This is a genomic window from Ruegeria sp. YTSB088 (assembly GCF_059609825.1).
The window spans coordinates 29241-53408 of sequence record NZ_JBXWMM010000013.1 but is presented as its reverse complement, the minus strand read 5'-3'; the positions used below and the strand labels follow the sequence as shown (position 1 = coordinate 53408).

Here is a 24168-nt window from a genome sequence, read left to right as displayed (position 1 = left end):
GATATGAGAGCTAGTTAGCCAAGCACTTGAAAAACAAGAAAAGAAAATCTGCCCTACCGCCGAAAAATGGCAGCGACTTTAAGGAGCTGTTCAAGTACGCAACGGATATCGGCGTAGGTCTGCCGATAGGTGGCGATGGTTTGCCGATCGGAACCTGGACGCCGCAAACGCTTGCGGCTGCTCTATCTGAGATTGAGGCAAACAAGACCGGTGTTGACCTTCGTGCCGTACAGCACTGGTTCGAAAATAATGATAAAGGAATAAGTGCTCCGAGCATCAATTTGTTAGCCAGGGTGTTCGGTGGTGGCGACACTGAAGCCACGACAGCGTGGCGCTCTGAGCTGACCGCTGGGCAAAGGCGGCTGATGGCAAAAAGGAAGGCAATCAAAAGTAAGAAGAAGCGCCAAACCATAGAAGCGGCTGTAGAAGATCCAACCCCAGCGAAACCATGGCCTGCCCCAGCTATTCCGGTCGGAGAATTTCCCGAGCCGTCTTCTGTACCGACTGACACCAGCGGGATCTATGGCTTACAGCATCATCCAAAGACCCTTGCCGAGAGATGCGAAAAGATCTTGAGTGGTGCAGCGTCAATGAACCTACTGATCGTGTATTGGCTGGTTTTTTGCGGGCTGGGACTGATGAACTATGTCTTTGACACTCTGAGTGTCACATACAGCCCGTTCGAAGGTCTGGACAAGCAAGTCGGGTTTATCTGGGCCCCAACCCTGACCGTCTTGCCGTTGGTGGCTCTCCCGGCTTTCATCTATTACGTGAGCGAATTGACAACCTATTGGAAGCGGGTCGGTCGTTCGAAGTGCATTTTGCAAGGCGTGACGTCAATTGATGGCCCAGGCAACGCGGCCTGGTATGTTAAAGTGAACAATTTCTCGTTCTCGTTTTGGGCAATTGCCCTTTTTTGCCTTCTCTTCGTGTTCGGCTTTCAGTGGGCAGGGATCTACTTGCCTGCTTACCTTTCCGGAGATGCAAACAGCGTTCAGATCGATCGGTACCTTGTTGCGCTTGTTCGGCCAGAAGTCATCTCTATCGAGGAAGCAATGGTGCTATCGTTCGTGGGCTACTTGTATACCGCGTCATACATCGCAGTTTTCATGTTTGGCCTCCTATTCTTTGTCATAATCGTCTTGGACTTCCAAGATATCTGTATGACGCTTGACGTTGAAGACAACGAAATCGAGGGCCGCCAGGTCCGCAAAGAAGGACAGAAAATCGTTTGGGGCGGTTTCAGGGTTGTTGTCTTTGCTTTGTGGTTGGCCACGCTCGTAAAGCTTCAAATTACTTACCTGTCTTCTGATAGCTCAGATTTCCTCTCTTGGATGAGTATAGACATGATGGGTGCATTTGATGCGACCTCATTGCGTAATGGCTTATTGGTGAATAGCTCAATTAGCCATTTCACAACTTTCATGATGATGGCTGTAACGGTCTCTGTCTTCATTTTTGGAGTTCTCAGAATCCGAAGCTCTTTTGAGCGTTTGGCCGTTTACGACCGGATTCAGCAGTCGACACGGGACTATCTTACATTGTTTGAGATGCTGGGTGTGATCGCGCTGTTGTCGATTAGTTTGGTGCTAGTTGGGAGGTTTACTGGGTTTTCTATTGTTGTTGGTATCAGTGCCATCGCCTCACTACACGTGCTATCGGGACCGAAACTGAGAACCTACTAGGTGGATAATGATAGAGGCAGAATTCTACGATCAAATGGCGGAAGGGCCAGCATCCAGCAATGCTTACTGGATGCAGACCGAAGACAATGTACGTGTTCGTGTGGGCGCGTATCGGTGCGAAGGCGAGAGCAAAGGTACTATTTTGCTCATGCTGGGAAGGTTTGGCTACGTGGAAAGATATGGGCGCGTTGCAAAGGCGTTCGCAAGGCATGGGTTTGCAACCGCTGTCATAGACTGGCGAAGCCAAGGGCTTTCGGACCGCATAGCCGATGACCCTTTGGCCGGCCACATTAACAGCTTCTCAGATTATCAGAAGGACGTTCAGGCTCTCATCGAGGCAGCGAACAGTTTAGAGCTACCGAAGCCGTATTTCCTGATTGGCGTATCGATGGGTGCCTGTATCGGTCTCCGGGCGATGTTCAACGGCCTGCCTGTTGCGTCTGCTGCATTTATCTCCCCGATGTGGGGGATACGAATGACCGCTGCACAGCGTATCGCAGCTTGGCCCCTTTCGTGGGCATTCAAGCAATTTGGGATAGGACAAAAATACGTCCCAGGTGAGAGCAGTGAGATTTACGTGTTGGAGACACCATTTGAGGAAAACAACCTTACCCACAATAGCGCCATGTATGACTATTGGGTTGATCAAGCCAAAAAAGCCCCCGAGCTACAAATAGGTGGACCAACAATGGCATGGCTTTATTCGGCCCTATACGAGTGCCGGAGCCTTTCAAAGATGCCCTCCCCCGACATCCCGTGCATAACCTTCTGTGGCGAGCTCGACCAGCTGGTGGACAACTCATCGATCAAGCGTCGAATGGCGGCATGGCCAAACGGTGAGTTCTCGATGATCCGCAATGCCAAGCACGACGTGCTGACAGAAACCTCGGAAGTAGGGGGCGATGTGATAAGCGAGATTGCCGGTTTCTTTACCAAACATGGTGCTTCTGCGACGCCAGCAGAATAGTGTTGGCAAGCTGCCCCTTCTAGGCTTGGGGTTGCTAACAACCCAAGCCGTCTCATCTGGCCTTTAACTCTTGGGTTGATCTTGGCCGGCGGTGTGGCGGTATCCTGCCGTAGCTTGTGTCGCCTAATAACGGACCAGTTCGTAATCGTAGTTCCCAAATATGTCCGACCACTCGACGCCAACGCCACGGAAATAGGTCGGGCACCTATCCTTGTTCAGGGGCAGCCAATCAGGACGGGGGCCTGGCGCGCGATCTGACCAGTGGAAATTGGCGTTTTCGTCGTAGGTCCCGACGGACATATCCAAGCGGGTTGTGCATGGGCCCTCGCGTTCACGGATCCTGTAGCTGTAGTGACGGACATCCCAAACACGGATCGAGCGAATAACATCAAAATCTGCAGATGATAGATCAACGTTTGCAAGTGTTGGCGCGGGTAGGCTAGGGGAGGCGGGTCCGGGGTTGGCCCAAGACTCTAAGGCAAATGATACTTCAACAATTACTGAGGGTTCTTGCTCTTCTTGGGGCAGCTCAGGGAAAGGCGTGGCACTGACCTCCCTAATTGCTTCCAGGCGTTGCATCGGCGTGAGATTGGAAGTGCCCAAGACCACGCCCATCGGACATCGCCAAAGTTGCAATGGTGGTTCAACCGGCATGGGCGTGATGCGACGAATGAACTCGGCCCTTGCCGCGTTGCAGTCGGGATCGGTCGGCCATCCACCAGCTAGACATAAGAAGATTGCACAGTCAATGGGATAGGCTTTGACCTCAGTGGCGGGCACGCTTGCGACTGCGAGCGTACCAACCGCAAACAAGCTTCGGATCATGGGTGTCTTGTGTCTCATAAGGTCTCCTTTCATATATTGCGGCACACTATCAGAGTCAGAACACTTTTCCAGTTTTTTCACATTTTAATGTATCACCTCAATTTAATAGATTGACACAACATAAGTTTTCCATCACAAATTTTGGGTGTAGAAGGCGGTCCAAGGGGGATCGCCATGGCGGACAATAAGAGACAGTATACCGTGGTAACCATTGATATGGTCCGGGGCTTTCTGGAAGACAAAATTCCCTTTACGTGCCGCTACGAATTCATCGGATTTGCGTCCCATGACCGGCCAAAATACCACTGCATTTACACATCACCAGATTACGTTGGTGCGCTTTGTAAATCGAGGATCTCAAGGACAGGTGCTGTCCCGCGTGAGCTTGTCCTTTGGCCCGGCCTCATCAATCACCACCAAGAGTTTGGTGATGGCCGGTTCCTGTGCCTTAAGCCGGATTTCTCCATCGAGTCAGTTTCACCCAAACAACTCGAAACAGCCCTGGCCTTGGACACTCAGCCCTAACTCTAGTCGAGGCCTGCACAGGGCCTCCTACCTTAGAAACTGCTCAAGCACTGCTTGCCCGTCCCGGCACGGGGTAGGGGACGAACCTTTTGATGTCCTTCGCCCACTCGCCTCTGATCATATCATTCTTCTGCATGAAGGAGCGCAGGGCGGATGAAGAAGCTCCTTATCTCCTGCGCGGTGATAGCCGGGGGGCTGATCGCCAACCATCACTTCGGCCAGACGACCAAGGTCCTGCGCGCCTCGGAAGTTGTTGCAGTTGACGGCGACACCATCGACCATGGCGATGACCGCTACCGCCTGGTCGGCTTCGATACGCCTGAGACCTACCGTCCACAATGTGATGCGGAAAAGGCTTTGGGGCTGAAGGCGAAAGACAGGCTCACAGGCCTCATCGACACAGCCGGTCAAATTAAGTTGGTCATCAAACCAGAACTGGACAAGCACGACCGTTTTCTGGCGGTCGGACGTGTGGCCGGGCAGGACGTCGGGGTCATCCTGATTTCCGAAGGTCTTGCGCGACCCTATGACGGCGGCAAGCGCCAGTCATGGTGCATCTGATTGGAGTAAAAATGCAGGAAAAGGAAAGAAACTAATCGAGCAAGGAACGGTCCTGTCGGTTGTTGGCGCAATCGACAGGACCAGAAACGCCCCAATGCGAACCAGGGCATTCCTCAACATCAAGAGAGAACCGTAAGCGATGAAGAATACAGCAACACTCGATGCTGCTCCCAACAAGGACAGCAAATGCGCCGGAGTCAATGCCTCTGACTTCGGAAGCAATAGCGACTTCTGAACGGTCTTCAGGGGTCCGGTAGGTGCGCGCTCATGCATGCCAGAACTACGCCCCATAATGACTGTTATGTTAATTATGTAAGTATTGCTGACCTAATCCTGACAGGCGGAAAGGAGGTGCCAAATGACACTGTTTTTGAACAACAAACCCCTTTCGGTGGATAGCGAAAGCGGACAAAGTGCTCTGACCGCCGCATACAGCGCAGGCACCCGAATTGAATGCCGCTGTCGCATTCCGGCCCCGGAAATGTACATCGCGGCGACCGCCGGCAAATTCATCGTCAAGCGTATGCCCGGAACCGGGCCCGATCATGCAATTGATTGCCCGTCCTTCCTGCCGCCTGAAGAATTGTCAGGGCTGGCACAGGTTCAGGCGTCGGCGATCACAGAAGATCCTGACGATGGCACCACCACGCTCAAGCTGGGCTTTGCGCTGCGCAAGAACAGCAAGAGCCGCACCGCCCCCGAACATACCAGCGCGAAACCACCCGAGGCCAAGGTTGCCCCGCGTAAGCTGACGATCACGAGCGTGCTTCAATTCCTCTGGCATGAAGCTGATCTGGGCAAGTGGTATCCCAGGATGGAGGGCAAACGGTTCTGGGGCGTGATCCATCATGCTCTGTGCCGCGCGGCGGCTGGCAAGATCGTCAAAGGGCAAGAGATGCCCGACATTCTCTACGTGCCGGAATACTTCAAGCCTGAGACCAAAGGTGAGATTGCCGCCAGACGAAACCGGCTCTTTGCAAACCTACGCCCAGCGGGCCGCGGTGCAACGCCTTTCGGTCTGGTGGTCGCGGAATTCAAGGGCAAGGAAACCTCGGCGCACGGGGCGCGGTTCATGTTCAAACATGCCCCGGATTGCGCGTTCTTCGCAGATGAGGATCTGTCCAAAAAGTTCGACAAAGTGTTCGGGGAACAGCTGCTCCTTCTTGAAGCGATGGGGTCCGGCCATGCCATCCTGATCGCCAGCTTTTCAATGGCAAAGGCGGGTTATCCAGTTCTCCATGAAATCGGAATGATGCTGGTGACGGACAACTGGATTCCGTTTGAAGGCTTGCGCGAACTGGAAGTGTTGAATGCGCTGACCGAACAGAACCGCGCGTTTCAGAAGCAATTGCGGTTCAACCTGCCTGTGGACGCACCGATCGCATCGGCTGTGCTGCTGGATTCCAAAGATCCGATTGCCGTCTTTGTTGCAAACAACCCCGACGATGCTGGGGCGCTGACGCTGCTCACCAAAGCCTCTGAAGAAGGCCGGTATGCGAGCTGGAGCTGGTTCGATGATGGGCCAATGCGCCCGTTCCCGCATCGTGGCGCGTCCCCCTCCAGCCATCACTCACGACCACCGGAGGGGGGCGCTACCGGTCAGAGTGTGAGGCCATCACCGGTAAACGAGCGCCGCGCATCGGGCGATGAACGCAACACGATGTGGGATAGCCCCATTCTTCCGAAAGGAGCAAGCGGCCATGGCTAGAGCCACATTCGTATCTCTCGTTTTTCTATCGACAGTAGCAGCCCCGGCATTCGCCCAGAATGACGAGGCCGCAATTTGTGCGGGCCGTGATGGCCCGCTGTTGAGTGGAGGACGCTTGCTCTGCGCGACCGCCCCCACCCGCACCTGCCTGGAACCCGCATTCCGGGCAGGTGCAATGGTTTGCTTGCACTATGAGGATGGCGGCAATTCTGAACAGGTCGTCTCAAAGAATGCAAGTCCGCGCGCCAAAGGCGAATGGGCAGCAGAGGCCGAACGTGCCGCCAAACGCCACGGTGTTCCGGTGCCCCTGTTTCATGCGCTGGTTCATCATGAAAGCCGCTGGAACGCCAATGCGGTGAGCCCCAAGGGCGCGCTGGGGCTGGCGCAGCTGATGCCGCCCACCGCAGCCGCGCTTGGCGTCGATCCGCATGACCCGGTTCAGAACCTCGATGGCGGCGCGCGGTATCTGAAAGCCATGTTCCTGAAGTTCGGCACATGGCGGCTGGCGCTGGCCGCATACAACGCCGGGCCCAAAGCCGTGGAACGCTATGAGGGCGTCCCGCCCTATTCGGAGACCACCCATTACGTCGCAACCGTTCTCGAAGGGGCCGGGCTACCGCCCGACGTCTGAACACCCCAGTCCAAGGAGACTATTTTCAATGAAACGTAACCCTCAAAGCGTCACATTGCTGACAGTGCTGGCCCTCGTGGCACTCAGCAGCCCGGCCATGGCGCAATCGCTGTTTGATGCGCCGGTGTCCATCCTGACCCAGATCCGCACCTTTGTGACAGGTGCCAATGGTATTCTTCTCGGTGGTGCAGCCATTGCGCTGGCCGGGATTTCTGCCGCCAGCCCGCGCGTGCCGGTCACATGGGGCCATTTCTTTGTCATCCTCGTGGTGCTGGGCATCTTCTACGGTGCATTTGGTATCGCCGAAGCCATTCAGGGCTTTGCAACCTGATGAGCGACGATAACCGCATATTCCAGGCGATCACCAAGCCTTCTGAGAGGGCCGGAATGCCGATGACGTTTCACATCGTGGCGATCAGCATTCCCCTGATGACGTTCATCATGACGCAGGGCTTTTTGGGCTTCTGGGGATTGCTCGCCATCGCCCCGTCTTATGCCGCCGCCCGCTGGATTGTGAGCGTCGATCCGTATCTGCCGGATCATGTCGCCACCATGGCCGACTGCAAACTGTTCACCGCAAACAAGCCCTACTGGGGCGGCAATTCCTACTCCGGAGACTGACCCGATATGAACATGCACCCCGAGATTCAAAAAGCCATGCCATCCGCGCGCCGCGGCGCGCGGGAGGTGCCGGCCACCAAGCATATCCCGTTTGTGCGCTTCCTGTCAGATGGGACATTCACCACCCGCAACGGAGATCTGTTGGCGGTGTTGGAACTCAAGGGGTTTATCCACGAAACCGCAGACCGGGCGGCAAGCAAGGCCGCAAATGATACCTTGGCTCGGCTGGCCTCCAGTTTTGAAGACAACCGGACAGTGTTCTATAGCCATACTATCCGGACCAAAATCCAATTGGCCGATACGCTGGAGCCTGTGAGCGAGCCCGCTTTCTCTGCAGAATTGGACAAGCACTATCGGGACCAGCTGGACCAGGTCGAAACCTATCAGCTGCGCCACTTCGTGACGATCGTGCGCCGCCCTTACACCAGCGGCAAGCGGCTGCTGGATGCGGGGTTGCGGTCTCTGCGCTCAGCAACAACAGATCCGGCAACAAGCGCCACCCGCGAAAAGAACCGCAAAGCCCTGCATGTGGTTGCAGAACAGGCCATGCGGGATCTGTCGGTGTTTGGCGCGCGCCGGCTCACCGGGTCAGAGGCGGATCGCAGCCGCACGCTGTCATTTCTCTCGATGCTGCAAAGCGGGATTTGGCAAAAGGCTCCGTCGGTCTGGACTCATCTGGCCGACGCCGTTCCAAACGGGCGTATCACCTTCCGCAAAGACCATGTTCACAGCCTTTCGCCGGGCGGGGACAAGGATCGTTTTGCGGCTGCCTTTGCGGTCAACGCTTATCCCGAACGCTCGAGATACTACATGTTCGATGAGCTGCTGGGTGAGCGCTGCGAGTTCATTGCCACCCAATGTTATTCGCCCATGGACCGCGTGTCCGGCGGCACAAAGATCCGTGACGCCAAGCGGGGCATGGAAGATGCGGGCGATGAAGCGGAATCGCTGCAAAAGGATCTGAATGAGGCGCGCGACGCGGTTGCCTCCCGTGCCATGTCCATTGGACGGCACCACGTCACGGTTGCTGTGTTGGGAAACACCCGCGAAGAGTTGGAAGATGCGGCCACGCGGGTGAATTCCTGTCTGACTGGCGCGGATCTGCGCACGCGGCGCGAAGACATCGGGTTGGAAGCGGCCTGGTGGGCGCAGCTGCCCGGCAACATCGCCTATCAGACCCGCAGCAAAAAGCGCTTCGTGTCCGACAAGAACTTTGCCGATTTCGCCAACCTGCATTCCTGGCCGACCGGATCGCGGGAAAGACTGCGCTGGGGCGGCCCTGTGGCGGCGTTCCGGACGCTGGGCGGTACGCCCTATTGGTTCTCTTTCCACCGGGAAGGCTCTGACAAATCCAAGGGGCCAGGAACCACGGCCATCTTTGGGGCGACCGGTGAGGGCAAAACCCTGCTGGCGAACTTCATGATGTCGAGCTGCTACCGCCTGCCCGAACACCCGCACCTTATTGCCTTTGACAAGGATCGGGGATCGGAAACCTTCATCCGGGCCATTGGCGGCACATACCTTCAGCTGAAATCCGGTATGAACCTCGGCTTCAACCCGTTTGCTGTTGCCACGGATGAGGTTGGTATCGAATGGCTTGAGGGCTTCATTCAACGCCTGACGGGTGCGGACAAACTGACGCCGGAACAGGAACGGCGGATCGCAACAGGTCTCAGGCGCTTGGCCAACGGTGATGCGGCCCTGCGCACATTCTCGGATTTTGCCGACACGCTGCGGTCTGTCGATGATGCGGACGCGCCTGTGCAGCTGCTCGATGCGCTCAGCAAATGGTATGGTTCCGGCAATCGCGCCTGGCTGTTTGATAATCCTCAAGACAGTTTCAGCCTCGATCAGTCCGTGACCGCCTTTGACATGACGGCGCTGCTCAAAGCCTCAGATATCCGGCTGCCCTTGCTGGACTATCTGTTCTACCGGATCGAGCGCAAACTGGCGCAGGGCAAACCGCTGATCATCATGGTGGATGAAGCCTGGGCACTGTTTGACGATCCCCGCTTTGGTCCCCGTATCCAGGACTGGATCAAAACCATCCGGAAGCTGGATGGCATTCTCGTGTTCATGACTCAGGAAACGTCGGATGCGGCCAAATCCTCGATCTCGGACACGCTGATCCAGTCGACGGAAAACCGCATCTTCTTTGCCAATCCCAAGGCCGACCGCGCGACCTATGTGGATGCATTTCGGCTCACTGAGGCTGAGTTCAGCGCCATCTCTACGATGCCGCCGAAATCCCGTCTTGCTCTGATCAACGACGGAGACGGATCGGCCGTGGTCTCGACGCGGCTTGAGCTTCCTGAGCAATTTTATCGGGTGTTGTCCGCCACAGGCGACAGCGTTGGTGAGATGGACCAGCTGCGCGCCGAGCATGGCGAGGATGGCTGGCTCGCCGCCTTCATGACCCCCAATGCCCCTTGAGGAGACCTCCCAATGATCCGCAAAATTGTTTTCGTCGCACTTGGCCTGCCGCTTCTCGGAGCCTGCACCATTACCGGTGATGCTCTCGATCCGCCCCGCGAGCTGAAGGCCAATTGCAATATCGCAGATGCTGAACCGATCCCTCAGACCGGCCTTGCCACCACCCCGCCGCTCAGCATCGGCAAAATCTGACCCCCCCGGAAAGGACAAGACAATGAAGACCATTCTTAAAACCACCGCCGCGGTTGTTGCACTTGCACTGGCCGGAATTGTTGGGAACGGCAACACAGCCCAAGCCCAGGGCGTCCCGACATACAGCGTCACAGAACATGCCGAACTGATCGCGCTGCTCAATTCCAGCGGCGAAATGGTAGGTCTAAACACCGAGATCCTCGACAATGCCCTGCTGCAGTTGCAAGAGCTTCAGGAGCAATTGCGCCAGGCGCGCGCAACGCACAATGCCATCACGGGCGCCCGCGACACGATCACCAACCTGTTCAACGGCGACATTACCCCACGCAAACTGTCCTCGTCCCTGTCTACGCTCTCCATGACCGGCAATTCGGTGAACCGCCGCCTGAGCAATCACATGGAAGAGTTACGGGTGGATTTCCAGCCGCTGAGCGGGCTGCAGGCGTTGGGACGTTCAGTGGAAGATCCGGCCACAAGGTCACATGATCTGGTTTCCGGATCGAGCATGGCCGGGCTGGCGATTGCCGAAGAAGGCTTTGCCGGGGCTGGCGAAGCGATGGAGCGGTATGACGGCTACCGTGAGCAGATTTCCGCGACCGATGATCTGAAAGCTAGCATTGATCTGAACACACGCATAGCGATTGAGAATGGCATGATGCTCGCCACTTTGTTGCAGACCCTCTCTGCACAAGGTCAGCTGGACGCCGCAATCGTAAACCAGCGCCTGCGCGGTCAGGATATCGTCGCGCGCCAGGCGTACAGACCTGAAGGATCAAACTGATGCGCCTCCCCACAAACACGCTTCTTATCGCAGCAACAGTCGCCACCACTCTGGCGGCGGGTCAACCTGCATTGGCTTTGACGGCTGATGAGAAGAGGGAGAACTCGAGGCTAAGCAAAGCATGGAACGTGTCCATTGCGCGAAAGGCGGCTCAACTCAGGTTTGCCTTCGCAGAAAAATGCGAAGCTGCATTTACTGCAGGTGAACCCATGCCAGAGCCGGATCTGCGTATCACAGAAGAAATCGAAATCGACGATGATTTGACAAGCATGACCGTCGAGGAAATCTCGGAGCAATACAGGTTTTCCACTGACGCATTCGATGAGTCGGACCGCGCTGTGAAAGACTGCATCCGCAAATTCAGAAAAAGGAACGATGGGTCATGAGCATCAGAGACTTCCTTGTTGGCACAGATCAGAGTTTTGACAACATTATCAACGGTGGGTCGCAGCAGGTGTTTCAAGCGCTTGCGACCCCCAGCGCTCAATTCCTGACCCTGCTCGCCGGCGCTGCACTGGCGGTCTGGGCGGTCACGGCTGCGTTCCGGGGAAGTTTTTCTCTAGATGGCTTTATCACCTTCGTTTTTCGATTTTCACTGTTCTATCTCGCAGTCTCGGGCGGTGCACTCTGGACGCAGTTCATTTACCCATTCTTGACACAGTTTCCTATCAATGTCGGGAACACAATTATCAGCGAGTTTGGCGGGGGCGGAACTGCAGGGGGAATCGCAACGGCCTTTGCTGAGTTCGCCAATACGGCATTTAGAAACATCATAACCGCTTTGGGATCGTACGGCGTTACGGACTATCTGGGCGGAGACGCTCTTGGTGTGGTCCTGATGGCGTTGATCGCCTCAGTCGCGATCCTTTTCATGATTGTCATCGCGTTGGCGCTGCTTGTGGCGTCCAAAGTTCTTTTGGCCATTCTGATTGCAATATTCCCGGTTATGGCCGTCTGGGCCTATCTCCGCAGTTCCGCAGAAATTTTCAACGGCTGGGTGCGTGGGATTACGATGCTGGTTCTGTTCCAGATTCTGCTATTCGGTGTCATGGGCATCGCGCTCGCTGCAACTGAAGGCACAGCCGACGCAGTGTCAGCGGGTGTTGCTTCCGGAGCAGACATACCGTTGGAGATGTTCAAGCTAGCCGGAATGAGCGGGATCACCGCTGGATTGCTGCTTATCTGTCCGATGATTGCGCAGCGAATTGGCGGCGCGGCGTTGAGCCTTGGTGAATCTCAGATCAAAGGTGCTGGTCAGGCCGGTATGAAACTTCTGGGCGGCCAGCTGACGGGCGGAAACTCTGGCGGCAACAATCTCGGCGATGTCGCCAATCAGCGTGCGAGTGCGGCTAATGAAGCTGACCGACCCTCTGCAACAGAGGCCAATAACCAGCGCATTCAGGATTCCGTAAGGCGCGGGGCCGAACGCATGGCCGAAGACGCACGACGGCGCAGAAGCTGATCAAAACTCATTGAAAACACTGGCGGGCCGGCCCCGCAACAGACGAGGAGTCACCAGATGCAACATGCAGCAGCAGATTTGAGGCCCGATCCGCTCAATCCTGACGGGCAATATCAGGGCTCTCCCCTGCCCGATACAACCACCATGCACGAAGGCCACGACCGCTGGGAAGATGAAATGTATCTCTCGATGCGGCGCAGGGCGCGGATTGCCTATATCGTGGCCGGTGTCGGCGCTCTGATCGGGGTGATGGGCGTTGCGGCCGTCATGGGCCTGGCTCCGCTCAAACAGGTCGTGCCCATCACAATGACTGTCGATAAGCACACCGGCCTGGTCAACGTGGAGTCGCGTCTTGGTGATCTGACACTGGACGATGATGAGTATGTCACCCAGGCGCTGTTGTTCCAGTATGCCCGCGACCGGGAAACCTATGACGCGCACGATCAGCGCGAACGGCTGACCGATGTGTATGGGCGGACCTGTGGCGAGGCCGCCGAGGATCTGGCCGCGCTTTATGACGAGGACAATCCCAACAGCCCGATGAACATCTACGGGAACTATGGCCGCGTCGATGTCCGTATTCGGTCTGTCACACTGAACAACGGAAACTCGGCCACGCTGCGCATCACGAAAAGCGCTCGCCAACAACAGGGCGCCCCGGTCTCGACGCGGAATTTCGTGGTGACGATTGCGTACGAGTTCGACCGCACCGGAAACATGACGCTTGAGGAACGTTGGAACAACCCAACCGGCTTTTGTGTCGCCAACTACCGACTGGATGAGGAGGCGCGATAATGCTGCGTTTAATTTGCACTGTGGCTGTGATGGTGGCGCTTGGCGCGGCCTCTGTCTCAGCTGAACAACAAGGGCGAGGAACCGGCACGGACGCGCGTGTCCGGACCCTCGTCTATCACCCTGACGAGGTTTACAAGATCAATGTTTCAAGGGGATATGCTCTCAGCATTCACCTCCAGGAAGGTGAACAGATGGTCGATGAGGTCCGGGGCGATCCAAAGACCTGGGACTTTATCCCTCTCACCGCTGGTAACGGCTTTGTCCTGAAGGCCAAACATGCCACTTCGCAGGCGAGCAACCTCATTTTGCAAACCAACCTGCGCAGCTATGTGTTTCTCCTTCAGGCGCGTGAAGCCGGTCCACCTGATAATGTCGGGTTTCTCTACCGGTTCAGCTATCCGGATCAAAAAAAGGGCTTCAAACCGCGACAGGCCGGTAACATCCAGACCGCATTCAATACCACTGGGCGTCCTGCCAATCTGCAATACAGCGCAAGTGGTGACAAACTGCTGCGGCCAGAAGTGGCTTTTGATGATGGACGCAAGACGTATCTGCGCCTGAAACAGCAAAGTGTACGGCCTGCTGTTTTTGCAATGGACGCAAAAGGGCGCGAACGTCTGGTCAACTCAACAGATCTGGCAGACGGCACCATTGTTGTGACGGGTGTTTATCCGCGCCTGGTCCTGCGCGACGGGCCATATGTGGTCTGCGTGTTCAACATCCCTCTCTATGAAATCGACCGAAACCGCGACCCGAATAAGCCCCGCAGGGTTTCGTCATCCTCGTCACAGCGCAATGCAGGTCAAGGTGGGGAGAACCGCTGATGTCTGAGAAAAACAAACTGCTTGAGAACCGCATCGAAGGCTCTGAGGAGGAAAAACGCGGTCTGGACCTGCCCATGATCCTCGGCATCGGTGCATTTATAGCCTTTGTTGGCCTGTTCTTCTGGATCAACAGCGGCGGGGATGAAACCGGCCGACGCGGCAGCATCATTCCAGAAGTCAACCAGACGCCGGATCAGCGTAATCAGGGGGGCACCCTTTTTGGAGCGGTGCCAACGGAACCTATGCCCCAGGTCGAACAAGAGCCAGACCCGCGCGTTGCCATCCTTGAGGCTGAGCTGGCCGAACTGCGGGAAATGATTGCAGCTGCGCAGGCAGTGGTACCCGATGAAGAGACCTCCTCGCAAGCGCCCGCCTCGGATCTTGAAGCAGCGGCCCTCGCAGCGCTGGAAAAACGCACCGAACGGCAAGAAAAGGCCCTTGAGGCGTTCCTGAAGAAGCTTGAAGAGGATCGGCTGGCCGATGAACGCCGGCAACGGGAACTGCTCGCGCGGATTCAGGCCAACCGGCCGATTACAGAACCGGGCCAAGCGTCTGAGCCGGCACAGCAAGGCGATGCGGCGCAAGCTGCTGTTACGGCTGAAGAAGACCGGTTGACCCAGCCTTTGACCAATAGCCTTGGGCGCAGTGCAGCTGGGGCGGGTGCTGGCGGCAATGCGAACAACAGCACAGGCAACGATTTCCTCGATGCCGCTGCGTCTCGTAGCGTCCAGACAGCGCGGGCGACCCAACTGCAGGATGTGCATCGTCTGATCACACAAGGCACCATGATTCCGGGCGTTCTGGATACAGCAATATCGTCCGATCTTCCTGGTGAACTGAAAGCCACCATAAGCCGAGATGTGTGGTCGGCGGATGCAACCACGATCCTGATACCCAAAGGCTCAACACTGATTGGAGAATACTCGTCGGATATCTCTCTTGGTCAGCGCCGGGTTCTGGTGGCCTGGAACCGGGTGATCACAACGGATAAGCGCTCAATTATGATTGGGTCGCGTGGTGTGGATGGTCTGGGCCGCGCCGGTCTGACAGGCAATGTGCAGCACCACTTTGGCCTCAAGTTTGAAGCGGCATTCTTCATCTCGATCTTCTCGGGGATTTCCAGCTTCGGCAATCGCACTCTGAGCGAGAACGATCTGTCCACCGGCACCGATGGGTTCGCGAATTCCGGTCAGGATGCCTTTGAGGAATACCTGTCGATCCCGCCGACGATCTGGGTGAATCAGGGCGAGAACATCAACGTGTTCGTATCGCGAGACCTCTATATGTGACGCCATGAGCATCAGTCCAGGCGGGGCGCAACACGGTTGTGCCCCGCAGCGTTTTCGAGCTTTCCATCCCTTAACACTCTTGTCCCGAAGGAGAATGCCATGAGCACCATACAGGCAAAGACCCACCTTCCTTACACGATTGCAGCTGGCGTCATCAGCATCCCGCTCTGGGCCGCGCTTCTGACTGCCTGGAAGGTGAATGGAGACATTGAAACATGGCGGCCGTGGCTCCTGCTCAGCCAGCGCAATACTCTGCACCAGAAGGATTGGGACCTGGTGCTGTGGGGTGGCATCACGCTTGGGCTGATGACCGGGGCCGGTCTTGCCTATCTCTTCGGCGGAATGGTGTTTGGGGTGACGGCGACTGATGCGCATGGGGATGCGCGATGGGCCACAGCCAAAGAGATCCGCACCGCACGGTTGATCAGTGATTGGGGCCTGGTGCTGGGCAAGCTGGGCAAACCGGAGAAAAAAACTCCACATCTGCGCGCCCATACAGATGATCAGGGCACGGTGCTTGTCTCGGGTCCACCGCGATCCGGCAAAGGTGTCGGTATCGTTGTCCCTACCCTGCTCGACTATCCCGGTTCGCTCATCGTCTATGACGTCAAAGGTGAGCTTTTTGAAACCACGTCGCGACGGCGATTGGAAAAAGGCGACAAGGTGCGGGTTCTGTCGCCGTTCGATGTCCAGTTTCCGAACAACCCCGACGGCTCGCTTGTCGGCCGGTCACACAGCTTCAACCCGCTGGTTGAGATTGCGGCAATGGATGACCTGGAAGACCGGCTTGTGCGGATCTCAGAAATCAGTGCCGCGCTGTTGGCACCAAAAAGTTCAACCGGCGCTGAGGCGTCGCTGATGGAAGATGCGCAGGAAATCTTTGAAGCCGCGGCGGCGATCGTCTGCAACGAACCTGAACCGTCGCTTGGCCGCGTGCTGCAGGTGCTGACCCCGCAAGTGGCTGGTGATGATGAGATACCAGATTACAAGGGCATGTTTGTCGCCCTTGCGCCACGTGCGCCAGATCCGGTGTCAAAGGGCGCGATGCTTCGCATGGCGGGTCAGGACAACAAGCAGCTGGGGATCTACCTGTCGGTGTTGATGGGCGGGGGTTTGAATGCCTGGCGCAACCCCGCGATCGTGCGCGCGACAAAGAACAATGATTTCGACTTTGAATCGATGCGTTGGGACCCTCAAACCTGCTACATCTCGATACCGGAGGCGCACAAGCAGGTGTCGCGGCCTTTGGTGCGTTTGTTCATCCAGTGCGCGATCAACGCGCTGCGTCGTCGTCTCATGGCCTCGGGTGAGGATTACCTGCCCGTCCTGTTTCTGATCGATGAGTTTCATTCGCTGGGGAAAATGCAGGGCGTCCTCGATGCTGTAACCACCCTGCCCGGCTATGGCGGCCGCTTGTGCCTGATCGTGCAATCGCCGGCATCCCTTCGGGAACATTATGGGCCAGCTGGTGAGGAGATCCTGACAGAGAGTTCGCATCTGCATGTCTGGCTGACGCCCAATTCCGAAGAAACAAAGCAAAAGCTGTCCAAGGCGCTTGGCAATAAGACCGTGACGCAAAAATCCGTCTCGGGGCGCAACTGGTCGAAAGAGCCCGGGCGGTCGGAAAGCTGGTCCGAAAAAAGCCGGGCGCTGCTCACCCCTGAAGAAATCGGTCGGTTGGGCAAGGAAGAAGTCATTATCACCGGCAAGGGTATGTTCCCGATCCGCACAAATCGGGTGTCCTACTTTAAAGACCATCGGTTCATAGCCCTGAATGACAGTCAAAAGGGAAAGCCCTGGCCGGATGTGCCTGTGGTCAAGGATAGCGTTGTGACCCGATATGATGAGTTCCTGAAGGATGCCGGCACTTCAAAATCGGCTGAGGCCGAAGAACCGGAGCCTGTGCCTGCCGCCAAACCGCCCTTGTCACAGCGTGCGGCCGTCACTGGACCACGCTCTTACGATCCTCCTGAGTATGACGGGTATCTTGATCAGGGCGTGGCTGGCTACGGATACTTCGAAGATCCGCGCGAGGCTGCCGATGAAGGAGAAACAGCCGAGGACCGCCAGCTAACGCAAGCAATCGAAACGGTGAAAGCACCCAGCTTTGCGCACAACCTCAGCAACCTGTTGAACCTGGCACCGATCAGCCCGGACAGTGAGCCCGAACTTGCTGACCTGGCACATCGGCTTTCACCTGACGAGCTGGTCTACAGGTTGATGCCGCTGTTCAGCGGCGAAAACGTGAAGATCAGTGGCCATTCGCTGCGTGGAGCATAAACTGGCAAGAAGCGGAGAGGCTGTGTGAAAACTCCAACTCATGAACTCTCTCGTTACGCTCGTTTTCAACAGCCATGCGAAAGGTCTCTCAGTAGCGTGATAGAACGCACATAAAGGGTGTTTTCGGCGTGTTTCGCCGGACGGTCAGAGTTTTCACACAGCCTCCGAACAAAACCGACCTCCGCTGCGTCATCTGGAACGGCCGTTTTCGCTATTGGAATGCGGCCATTGGCCAATACGTCGTTGCTTTTCAAGCGATCTGCAGCGTTGTTCAAGATGAACTCAGCTTTCGTCGCACGGTCCTAATGCTGACAGGTGACGAAGTACCATGATTTGGGCAAGTGCAGCCAAGATGGCGGCCACAAAGACCGCTTCGAGGGCAACAAAGCTGACCAGAGCCGCCCCGAACAGGGGCGAAAGTGCGGCGGGCGCAGCGAAGGCATTGAACCAAGCGGAGTAGGCTGGGCGACGGTCGCCGGGCGAGATTTCCATCAGGAAGCCGAGATACCCGATTGTTACGCCATTCATCATCGCGCCAATTATGAAAAACAGAACCGAAAAGCCGAAAATGCCACCCCCGTATACGGCCAACAGGAGTGCCAATGCTGGAGGGAGGAGCCGCAGATTTGCAACCATTCTAAGCAGGTCCGGTTTGCCCATTGTGTCGCCGATCCGGCCCCAGGCCGGATTGGAGGTGAGCGCCCCGGCGGTTTGTGTGACCAGAAGCGTTCCGACCGAGGCAATGCCCAGCCCGGCCCCGCTGGCCGCGACGACATAGAACGGCAGCGCCATCAGCGTGGCTGATCCCAGCCATTGGAAGATCAGGAAGAGACGAAACCTCCGGTCGTGGCGCAGAGTTGCAAAGCCTTCGCGCAGGAAGTCCCCCATGCCACCTGTTGCGGCGCGTGGCTTTTGCGATGGCATCTCTGGCTCACCGGCTGAAACGAACAAGGTTGACGATATCAGCATCAACACCGCGCCAACGGCAAAGATCAAAGCATAGGCGCGCAGTGGAGGCAGGGCCTCGAGCGCCAGCCGCAGAATGCCCGCGACCAGAATGGCCAAGAGCCCGCCTCCGAAGAACCGCCAGGCCAGCATCCGGCTGCGTCTCCCTGACGGGATCGCGCGACCGACAATATCGTTGTAAGGAACGGCGACGACGCCGCTGACGAAAGCATAGACCGTCCACAACACGAGAAACCCGGTGATGAGCGGCACGGGTGGCCAGTCGACCTGTGGCCAATCAGCACCCCACCAAAGCAGCCCCGCAATCAGCGCTGTGGCCAGCGCCCGGCCATAGGCACCGACCACATAGAAGGGCATCCGCCGGGTCGCGCGATCAGCCAGGTATCCAACGGGAAGCTGCGTCAGCACCCAGCCCAGTCGCAGCACTGCACTTGCGTAGCCCACGGCCAGTGCGCTGCCGGTCAGGGTGTGAACGAGGCTGGCCACCACCGTCGCACTGTCCACCGCCGCCGACCCACCTTGAAACGCGGCACCCGCTCCGGCAATGCGCCAGAACCGGCGGCGAACGATCATGTCGCGTTCAGCCCCCGGCATTGGCTTCCCCGGCCTCAAGGCGCGCGCGCCGTATATCGATGCCCGATTGCCAGAGCACCAAAAGTCCGATGCCGACGACAAGAATTATCGTGGTGACGTAGTTGAAGAGGATCATTAGCAGGGCCTCTTCGTCAGCCACACCAATCGCCTTGAGCACAAATCCCGCCCCAAAGACGAAGCTGCCGGGAACGCGCACGAAACGTCCGATCACCATGATGAACCCGGCAAAAACCATCAGGAACAAATAATCCCATGCCGTCAGGACAATCCCGACGGCAAGTCCGGCCCAGAGAAAATGCGTTGCCGCTACCACCTTGCTCAGGATGGCCGCAACGATGGCTTTGACGCGGCGCATGCTGTCGCGCGGCCACACGATGCCGTCGCACAGCGCGCCTCGAAGGCCCGCGCCGCAGGCACCCATGCGCGCCGCTACCCAGTCGAAAGCGCGGCAAATCAGCGGCCCCTCGCGGGCAAACAGCACCCGGAAGCGAAAGAGCGCCCAGAGGAAGCCCCCGAACAGGAGCAGGTTCAAGCCGCCTGCGACACTGAGGCCAAGGCGCAGATCACCCTCGATCTGCGGGATGCGCCCGGCCATGGCCACGACACCGGCGAACAACGCAAATACGACTCCGTCGAGAAAACGCGCGATGATCGTGGTGGATAGCACGGTCGCCATTTTTAGCCCATCCATTCGGGCGACCAGCCAGGCCCGCACTAACGGGCTGATCCCAAGCGGTACCAACACGTTGGCACCGTAACCGGCCAACAATGCGCCGGTCAGCCTGATCGTACCGACCGGCTTGACGTCATAGAGGATTTGCCGCCATTTCCAGCCGCTCAAAAGTTGCTCGAGCAGGATCGTTGCGGCAAGGATCGCCAGCCAGAACGGATTGGCTGTGCTTAAGCCCTCAAGAAACCGCGCGAAATCAAGGCTCCCATAGAGCAGGAATGTAAGCCAGAGCGCCAGCGCCGCACCAAGAACCGGCAACAGCCAGCGTCTGAATAATCGTCCGACCATGTTCTACCCGCGCAGCAACTGTTGATCCTGTCTAACCTCCGTATCATAGTACGGAGTCAAGAGTGCATTTCGAAAAGGGGACTGGATATGGCAACGGCGACCATCGGCGCAGCCGCACGGGAAGCGGGCGTTGGAATCGAGACCATCAGGTTCTATGAACGCAAAGGTCTGATTGATCAGCCACCCCGTCCGGCACAAGGCGCGCGGGACTATGGCGGCGAAACACTTGGCAGGCTAAAGTTTATCTCAGGGGCCAAGGAACTTGGATTCTCGCTGTCCGAGATAGCAGAGCTGCTGGACTTGCAACAGGCACCCAACCCAGAGTGCCGCGTTGTGCAGGCTTGCGCACGTGCGAAACGCGAGGATGTTCAGACCAGAATAGACGGTCTTCTGCGCCTGAGGGACAATCTCGACAATCTTATTGCTGCGTGCCCTGGAGATGGCGGTCTTGAGTATTGCTCAATCCTGAACGCCATGAATGGCGTGGGCAAGGCGCGGAGCGTGTGAACCCCAACAAAACCGCCTGCCTTTAGGTCAAGAATCGCCGGTGATGCTCCTTGCGCCTCTATCCAATATCAAGAGGCAGCGACTTTCCCACGATGCGCTCGCAGGGTCTAAGCATCTGTTACGCACGGTAACGTGCAAGCATATTTCAATTTGTCTGAATCCATCCGATTCATTTCTGGATGATTCGACCATCAGTAGAGACGAATGTCAGCGCTACGAAGATTACACTCCTTCAAGCTAGGCGCAGCATCAGGCAAAAAGTGCGCGAAGCGGAAGTCTGCTGCTCCACTCATTTTTTACTGTTCGCCATATTCAGCGCGTCTCAAACAGCGTCTCCAGGATCGGGCACTCTGGCAAATCACCCTGGCTGCACTCTGCCGCCATTCCGGCAAGCGCCTTTTCCAACTTCCGCAGCCCTTTGATCTTTTCACGCACTGATGCCAAATGGCCAATGGTCAAGCCATGCACCTCGCTACATGTGAAATCTTGCCGGTCCACCATTTCCAGCAGCGCGCGGATTTCATCAATGCTGAACCCAAGCTCACGCGAGGTCTTGATGAAAGACAGCCGTTTGAGTTGGTCGTGATTGTACTGGCGGTTGCCACCTGCCGTGCGATCCGGCTGCGGCATGATTTTGATGCGCTCGTAGTAGCGGATCGTTTCAATATTCACGCCGGTGCGCCTGGACATTTCGCCAATTGGATGGCCTCGCGCGTTCGTGAAGTCGGACATCGAAAATCCTCTTGCTTCTGTAGTGGCTACAGACCGCATCTTACATCAAGAAACCTGAATTGCGAGTGCCTGCATGACCGACACAATCGACGTTGACCTAAACCAGAGCGATCCTGACAGCCGCAAGGCGCGCATGATTGCAGCGGGTGGTGTCCTTGGTGCACTTGCCGCCTCAACGTGCTGCATTGTTCCGTTGATCCTGTTTAGTCTTGGCGTGTCTGGTGCATGGATCGGCAATCTGATTGCGCTTGAACCCTACAAGCCCATCTTCATCGTGATCACGCTGGGATTTCTCGGCTATGGCTATTGGATGGTTTACCGCAAGCCCAAGGTCTGCGCAGAGGGCGAAACCTGCGCGCGGCCACTTCCCAACCGATTGATTAAATCCGCGCTTTGGGCATCAACAATTCTTATCGTGATCGCGTTGTTCTGGAACTGGATCGCGCCGGTCGTTGCCCCCATTCTTCTTGGTCTGTGAAAGGACATACAATGAAACTCCACACTTCCGTTTTGGCCTTGATTGGTTTTATGGCCGCCGCCCCTGTCTTTGCGGCTGAGCAGACAGTAACATTTTCTGTTCCCGGCATGACCTGTGCAAGTTGCCCCTTTATCGTTGAATCGGCGATGAGCGGGGTCGATGGAGTTGTAACCGTGACCGCTGATGCCGAAACCCGAACGGCGCTGGTTATCTTTGATGACGCCATCGCCAGTGCAGAAGATATCGCGTTCGCCTCGACTTCTGCGGGCTATAAAGCTGAGCTTATGTCCGACGACGGCAATTCCTGAGCCGCATATGAAAGATAGCTCAACAGGAGGTCTGCTGTCCTTCATCGTCGCGGCACCGGTTGTCGTAATCTACTGCGGCGGAAAGGCATCTCTGATAGGAACCGCTCTTTTCGGAACGGCTGGTTTTCTGACGGGTGCCAATGTGCTGACCATAGCCCTCCTGGCAACGCTTGGCGGGATCGGGATCTTAGCGGCGCGTAGTTTCGTGCGGTTGCGCGGTCACAACCAAGAGTTTGAAAGGGACGGCCAAAGTGAACGACAGACTCCTTAAGACGGGCATTGTTGGCACGGTGATCGCCGCGCTGTGCTGCTTCACGCCTGTTCTGGTCGTGCTCTTTGGCGTGGTGGGGCTGTCGGCTGTCGTCGGCTATCTGGATTACGTTCTATTGCCTGCGCTCGCTGTGTTCGTGCTGATCACGATTTACGCTGTCATCCGCCGTGTTCGGAAAACCTGAACCTGAAAGACCAAACATCATGCTTGATTTACTGAACCCAAACGCGGGCGATACCGATACATTTGACCTCGCAGTTGTTGGTGCTGGGTCTGCTGGATTTTCCGCTGCAATCACCGCAGCGGAAGACGGTGCGCGAGTTGCCCTCATTGGCTTTGGTACCATTGGCGGCACCTGCGTCAATGTCGGCTGCGTCCCCTCCAAAGCGATGATCCGCGCTGTGGAAACACTGCACTCGGCCAAAGGGGCTGATCGGTTTGATGGCGTGGAAGCTACGGTAAAAGTGATGGACTGGGCGGCAATGGTGGCCCAAAAGCAAGCCTTGGTAGATGATCTGCGCGCGGCAAAATACGTCGATGTTTTGCCCAACTATGAGGGCGTCACTTACATTGAAGGTCAGGCGAGTTTCGCCAAAGGTGGCTCCTTAAAGGTCGGTTACCGCACCATCCGCGCGCCAAAAGTCATCATTGCAACGGGGTCTTCGCCTCATGTCCCAGATATCCCTGGACTGGATGACATCGATTTTCTGGACAGCACCTCGGCACTTGAACAGGCGCAACTCCCAAAATCACTGATGGTGATGGGTGGCGGATATATTGGCGTCGAGATTGCTCAGATATTCGCCCGAGCTGGCGTCGAAGTGACCATCGTTACGCGTCGTGGTCTGTTGCCGGAGGCCGAACCGGAAGTCAGCGAAGCCCTGACAAAAGCCTTTGCCGATGAGGGCATTAAAGTGCTGGACGGGCTGGCATATGACAGGTTTGAAAAGTCAGGCGAGGGCGTCACCCTGCACGCCGCACATAACGGCGTTGCGGTCAGGATCGAAGCCGAAAAGCTCTTGCTGGCGACGGGCCGTACCCCAAACACTGGCTCCTTAGCACTTAACGTTGTCGGCATTGAAACGAATGCGCGGGGCGGGATTGTTATCGATCCGCAGATGCGCAGCACACGGGACGGAGTTTACGCCACAGGCGATGTGACCGGGGCAGATCAGTTCGTCTATATGGCAGCTTATGGCGCGAAGCTCGCGGCAAAAAACGCGATGAACGGAAACACCCTGAGCTATGACAATAGCGCCATGCCTGCCGTGGTCTTCTCTGACCCACAGGTGGCCAGTGTTGGCCTTACCGAGACACAAGCCAAGTCTGCTGGTCATGAGGTGGTCACGTCGGTTTTAGGTTTAGAGCATGTCCCCCGCGCATTGGCTGCACGCGATACGCGCGGTCTGATCAAGCTGATTGCGGATAAGCAAAGCAAGAAGCTCCTTGGGGCGCACATCATAGCCCCGGAAGGCGCAGATAGTATCCAGACGGCAGCAATGGCGCTCAAAATGGGTATGACCTACGACGACCTGGGCGCGATGATCTTTCCGTATCTCACGACCGTCGAGGGGCTAAAATTGGCGGCGCAGACATTCGAGAAGGACGTCGCTAAGCTATCCTGCTGCGCGGGGTAGCTCATTCACCGTCCAAGCATGTAGAGACTTCACTTTCCCGACAGCGGCCATTCGCTGCGACACAGAAATTCCGGGAAA

26 protein-coding genes are annotated in these 24168 nt (G+C 56.8%); 22 read left to right on the top strand and 4 right to left on the bottom strand.

All coding sequences use genetic code 11. From position 1 onward, the window contains the following. Positions 1-26 precede the first annotated feature (26 nt). Positions 27-1685 carry an RcgA family putative transporter gene (locus AC2FFA_RS18570; RefSeq protein WP_496852719.1) on the top strand — a complete coding sequence of 553 codons (1659 nt, stop codon included), beginning with the start codon at positions 27-29 and terminating at the stop codon, positions 1683-1685. A 7-nt stretch (positions 1686-1692) separates the two neighbouring features. Further along, positions 1693-2652: an alpha/beta hydrolase gene (locus AC2FFA_RS18565; protein WP_496852718.1), complete on the top strand. Its 960-nt coding sequence runs from the start codon at positions 1693-1695 to the stop codon at positions 2650-2652. 123 nt (positions 2653-2775) lie between these two features. Here the strand turns inward: AC2FFA_RS18565 and AC2FFA_RS18560 are convergent, their stop codons facing one another. Then, on the bottom strand, positions 2776-3495 hold the full coding sequence (locus tag AC2FFA_RS18560; protein ID WP_159090196.1) for a hypothetical protein: 720 nt from the start codon (positions 3493-3495) through the stop codon (positions 2776-2778). A gap of 660 nt (positions 3496-4155) precedes the next feature. Here AC2FFA_RS18560 and AC2FFA_RS18555 point away from each other — a divergent pair. The 14 genes from AC2FFA_RS18555 to AC2FFA_RS18490 all read left to right on the top strand — a co-directional run bounded on the left by AC2FFA_RS18555 (position 4156) and on the right by AC2FFA_RS18490 (position 17579). Further along, positions 4156-4563 carry a thermonuclease family protein gene (locus AC2FFA_RS18555; RefSeq protein ID WP_496852717.1) on the top strand — a complete coding sequence of 136 codons (408 nt, stop codon included), beginning with the start codon at positions 4156-4158 and terminating at the stop codon, positions 4561-4563. A gap of 358 nt (positions 4564-4921) precedes the next feature. Next, positions 4922-6271 carry a DUF1173 family protein gene (locus tag AC2FFA_RS18550; protein WP_496852716.1) on the top strand — a complete coding sequence of 450 codons (1350 nt, stop codon included), beginning with the start codon at positions 4922-4924 and terminating at the stop codon, positions 6269-6271. Continuing rightward, on the top strand, positions 6264-6902 hold the full coding sequence (locus AC2FFA_RS18545) for a lytic transglycosylase domain-containing protein (RefSeq protein ID WP_496852715.1): 639 nt from the start codon (positions 6264-6266) through the stop codon (positions 6900-6902). The genes AC2FFA_RS18550 and AC2FFA_RS18545 overlap by 8 nt, the downstream gene beginning before the upstream one ends. A 28-nt stretch (positions 6903-6930) precedes the next feature. Further along, the gene (locus AC2FFA_RS18540) at positions 6931-7233 is read left to right on the top strand and encodes a TrbC/VirB2 family protein (protein ID WP_159090194.1); all 303 of its coding nucleotides are present in this window, start codon (positions 6931-6933) and stop codon (positions 7231-7233) included. Next, positions 7233-7523 (top strand): VirB3 family type IV secretion system protein, encoded by a 291-nt coding sequence (locus AC2FFA_RS18535; protein ID WP_496852714.1) that lies wholly within the window; start codon positions 7233-7235, stop codon positions 7521-7523. The genes AC2FFA_RS18540 and AC2FFA_RS18535 overlap by 1 nt, the downstream gene beginning before the upstream one ends. A 6-nt stretch (positions 7524-7529) precedes the next feature. Beyond that, on the top strand, positions 7530-9956 hold the full coding sequence (locus AC2FFA_RS18530; RefSeq protein ID WP_496852713.1) for a VirB4 family type IV secretion/conjugal transfer ATPase: 2427 nt from the start codon (positions 7530-7532) through the stop codon (positions 9954-9956). A 12-nt stretch (positions 9957-9968) separates the two neighbouring features. After that, positions 9969-10148, top strand: a complete 180-nt coding sequence (locus AC2FFA_RS18525; RefSeq protein ID WP_496852712.1) for a hypothetical protein — start codon at positions 9969-9971, stop codon at positions 10146-10148. A gap of 22 nt (positions 10149-10170) precedes the next feature. Next, positions 10171-10929: a type IV secretion system protein gene (locus AC2FFA_RS18520; protein ID WP_496852711.1), complete on the top strand. Its 759-nt coding sequence runs from the start codon at positions 10171-10173 to the stop codon at positions 10927-10929. Next, the gene (locus tag AC2FFA_RS18515) at positions 10929-11315 is read left to right on the top strand and encodes a hypothetical protein (protein WP_496852710.1); all 387 of its coding nucleotides are present in this window, start codon (positions 10929-10931) and stop codon (positions 11313-11315) included. The genes AC2FFA_RS18520 and AC2FFA_RS18515 overlap by 1 nt, the downstream gene beginning before the upstream one ends. Further along, a complete protein-coding gene (locus tag AC2FFA_RS18510) occupies positions 11312-12391 on the top strand; it encodes a type IV secretion system protein (RefSeq protein WP_496852709.1) in 1080 nt (359 codons plus the stop codon). Before AC2FFA_RS18515 ends, AC2FFA_RS18510 begins: the two co-directional genes overlap by 4 nt. A gap of 57 nt (positions 12392-12448) precedes the next feature. Then, complete coding sequence (locus tag AC2FFA_RS18505; RefSeq protein ID WP_496852708.1) at positions 12449-13186, top strand: VirB8 family type IV secretion system protein; 738 nt, start codon at positions 12449-12451, stop codon at positions 13184-13186. Beyond that, positions 13186-14010: a TrbG/VirB9 family P-type conjugative transfer protein gene (locus AC2FFA_RS18500; RefSeq protein WP_496852707.1), complete on the top strand. Its 825-nt coding sequence runs from the start codon at positions 13186-13188 to the stop codon at positions 14008-14010. Before AC2FFA_RS18505 ends, AC2FFA_RS18500 begins: the two co-directional genes overlap by 1 nt. Next, positions 14010-15299, top strand: a complete 1290-nt coding sequence (locus AC2FFA_RS18495) for a TrbI/VirB10 family protein (protein ID WP_496852706.1) — start codon at positions 14010-14012, stop codon at positions 15297-15299. Before AC2FFA_RS18500 ends, AC2FFA_RS18495 begins: the two co-directional genes overlap by 1 nt. A 99-nt stretch (positions 15300-15398) precedes the next feature. After that, a complete protein-coding gene (locus AC2FFA_RS18490) occupies positions 15399-17579 on the top strand; it encodes a type IV secretory system conjugative DNA transfer family protein (RefSeq protein ID WP_496852705.1) in 2181 nt (726 codons plus the stop codon). A gap of 282 nt (positions 17580-17861) precedes the next feature. Here AC2FFA_RS18490 and AC2FFA_RS18485 read toward each other — a convergent pair whose 3' ends face one another. Further along, on the bottom strand, positions 17862-19139 hold the full coding sequence (locus tag AC2FFA_RS18485) for an MFS transporter (RefSeq protein ID WP_496852704.1): 1278 nt from the start codon (positions 19137-19139) through the stop codon (positions 17862-17864). Next, entirely contained in the window at positions 19126-20157 is a 1032-nt protein-coding gene (locus tag AC2FFA_RS18480; protein ID WP_496852703.1) for a lysylphosphatidylglycerol synthase transmembrane domain-containing protein, read from the bottom strand. Before AC2FFA_RS18480 ends, AC2FFA_RS18485 begins: the two co-directional genes overlap by 14 nt. 87 nt (positions 20158-20244) lie before the next feature. Between AC2FFA_RS18480 and AC2FFA_RS18475 the strand changes: the two genes are divergently transcribed. Continuing rightward, positions 20245-20664 (top strand): MerR family DNA-binding protein, encoded by a 420-nt coding sequence (locus AC2FFA_RS18475; protein ID WP_496852702.1) that lies wholly within the window; start codon positions 20245-20247, stop codon positions 20662-20664. A gap of 312 nt (positions 20665-20976) precedes the next feature. On the opposite strand, the gene AC2FFA_RS18470 is transcribed toward AC2FFA_RS18475, so the two are convergent. Beyond that, positions 20977-21396 (bottom strand): MerR family transcriptional regulator, encoded by a 420-nt coding sequence (locus tag AC2FFA_RS18470; protein ID WP_496852701.1) that lies wholly within the window; start codon positions 21394-21396, stop codon positions 20977-20979. A 73-nt stretch (positions 21397-21469) separates the two neighbouring features. Between AC2FFA_RS18470 and AC2FFA_RS18465 the strand changes: the two genes are divergently transcribed. Genes AC2FFA_RS18465 through merA form a run of 5 tightly spaced genes read left to right on the top strand, consistent with a single transcriptional unit; the run spans position 21470 to position 24090 of the window. Beyond that, on the top strand, positions 21470-21874 hold the full coding sequence (locus tag AC2FFA_RS18465; RefSeq protein WP_496852700.1) for a mercuric transporter MerT family protein: 405 nt from the start codon (positions 21470-21472) through the stop codon (positions 21872-21874). Positions 21875-21885: 11 nt separating this feature from the next. Beyond that, complete coding sequence (locus AC2FFA_RS18460; RefSeq protein WP_496852699.1) at positions 21886-22182, top strand: heavy-metal-associated domain-containing protein; 297 nt, start codon at positions 21886-21888, stop codon at positions 22180-22182. Between the two features lie 7 nt (positions 22183-22189). After that, complete coding sequence (locus tag AC2FFA_RS18455) at positions 22190-22453, top strand: hypothetical protein (RefSeq protein ID WP_496852698.1); 264 nt, start codon at positions 22190-22192, stop codon at positions 22451-22453. After that, positions 22434-22637, top strand: coding sequence for a mercury resistance system transport protein MerF (gene merF, locus AC2FFA_RS18450; RefSeq protein ID WP_496852697.1), 204 nt, complete (start codon positions 22434-22436; stop codon positions 22635-22637). Before AC2FFA_RS18455 ends, merF begins: the two co-directional genes overlap by 20 nt. A gap of 19 nt (positions 22638-22656) precedes the next feature. Further along, positions 22657-24090 carry a mercury(II) reductase gene (gene merA / locus AC2FFA_RS18445; RefSeq protein WP_496852696.1) on the top strand — a complete coding sequence of 478 codons (1434 nt, stop codon included), beginning with the start codon at positions 22657-22659 and terminating at the stop codon, positions 24088-24090. The last annotated feature ends 78 nt before the right edge of the window (positions 24091-24168 follow it).

Coding starts and splice junctions, on each gene's coding strand:
- AC2FFA_RS18560 (WP_159090196.1), bottom strand. CDS start 3,495: ATGAGACACAAGACACCCATGATCCGAAGCTTGTTTGCGGTTGGTACG.
- AC2FFA_RS18520 (WP_496852711.1), top strand. CDS start 10,171: ATGAAGACCATTCTTAAAACCACCGCCGCGGTTGTTGCACTTGCACTG.
- AC2FFA_RS18490 (WP_496852705.1), top strand. CDS start 15,399: ATGAGCACCATACAGGCAAAGACCCACCTTCCTTACACGATTGCAGCT.
- AC2FFA_RS18530 (WP_496852713.1), top strand. CDS start 7,530: ATGAACATGCACCCCGAGATTCAAAAAGCCATGCCATCCGCGCGCCGC.
- AC2FFA_RS18545 (WP_496852715.1), top strand. CDS start 6,264: ATGGCTAGAGCCACATTCGTATCTCTCGTTTTTCTATCGACAGTAGCA.
- AC2FFA_RS18565 (WP_496852718.1), top strand. CDS start 1,693: ATGATAGAGGCAGAATTCTACGATCAAATGGCGGAAGGGCCAGCATCC.
- AC2FFA_RS18525 (WP_496852712.1), top strand. CDS start 9,969: ATGATCCGCAAAATTGTTTTCGTCGCACTTGGCCTGCCGCTTCTCGGA.
- AC2FFA_RS18465 (WP_496852700.1), top strand. CDS start 21,470: ATGACCGACACAATCGACGTTGACCTAAACCAGAGCGATCCTGACAGC.
- AC2FFA_RS18555 (WP_496852717.1), top strand. CDS start 4,156: ATGAAGAAGCTCCTTATCTCCTGCGCGGTGATAGCCGGGGGGCTGATC.
- AC2FFA_RS18500 (WP_496852707.1), top strand. CDS start 13,186: ATGCTGCGTTTAATTTGCACTGTGGCTGTGATGGTGGCGCTTGGCGCG.
- AC2FFA_RS18510 (WP_496852709.1), top strand. CDS start 11,312: ATGAGCATCAGAGACTTCCTTGTTGGCACAGATCAGAGTTTTGACAAC.
- AC2FFA_RS18455 (WP_496852698.1), top strand. CDS start 22,190: ATGAAAGATAGCTCAACAGGAGGTCTGCTGTCCTTCATCGTCGCGGCA.
- AC2FFA_RS18470 (WP_496852701.1), bottom strand. CDS start 21,396: ATGTCCGACTTCACGAACGCGCGAGGCCATCCAATTGGCGAAATGTCC.
- AC2FFA_RS18495 (WP_496852706.1), top strand. CDS start 14,010: ATGTCTGAGAAAAACAAACTGCTTGAGAACCGCATCGAAGGCTCTGAG.
- AC2FFA_RS18505 (WP_496852708.1), top strand. CDS start 12,449: ATGCAACATGCAGCAGCAGATTTGAGGCCCGATCCGCTCAATCCTGAC.
- AC2FFA_RS18515 (WP_496852710.1), top strand. CDS start 10,929: ATGCGCCTCCCCACAAACACGCTTCTTATCGCAGCAACAGTCGCCACC.
- AC2FFA_RS18460 (WP_496852699.1), top strand. CDS start 21,886: ATGAAACTCCACACTTCCGTTTTGGCCTTGATTGGTTTTATGGCCGCC.
- AC2FFA_RS18485 (WP_496852704.1), bottom strand. CDS start 19,139: ATGCCGGGGGCTGAACGCGACATGATCGTTCGCCGCCGGTTCTGGCGC.
- merA (WP_496852696.1), top strand. CDS start 22,657: ATGCTTGATTTACTGAACCCAAACGCGGGCGATACCGATACATTTGAC.
- AC2FFA_RS18475 (WP_496852702.1), top strand. CDS start 20,245: ATGGCAACGGCGACCATCGGCGCAGCCGCACGGGAAGCGGGCGTTGGA.
- AC2FFA_RS18540 (WP_159090194.1), top strand. CDS start 6,931: ATGAAACGTAACCCTCAAAGCGTCACATTGCTGACAGTGCTGGCCCTC.
- AC2FFA_RS18535 (WP_496852714.1), top strand. CDS start 7,233: ATGAGCGACGATAACCGCATATTCCAGGCGATCACCAAGCCTTCTGAG.
- AC2FFA_RS18480 (WP_496852703.1), bottom strand. CDS start 20,157: ATGGTCGGACGATTATTCAGACGCTGGCTGTTGCCGGTTCTTGGTGCG.
- AC2FFA_RS18550 (WP_496852716.1), top strand. CDS start 4,922: ATGACACTGTTTTTGAACAACAAACCCCTTTCGGTGGATAGCGAAAGC.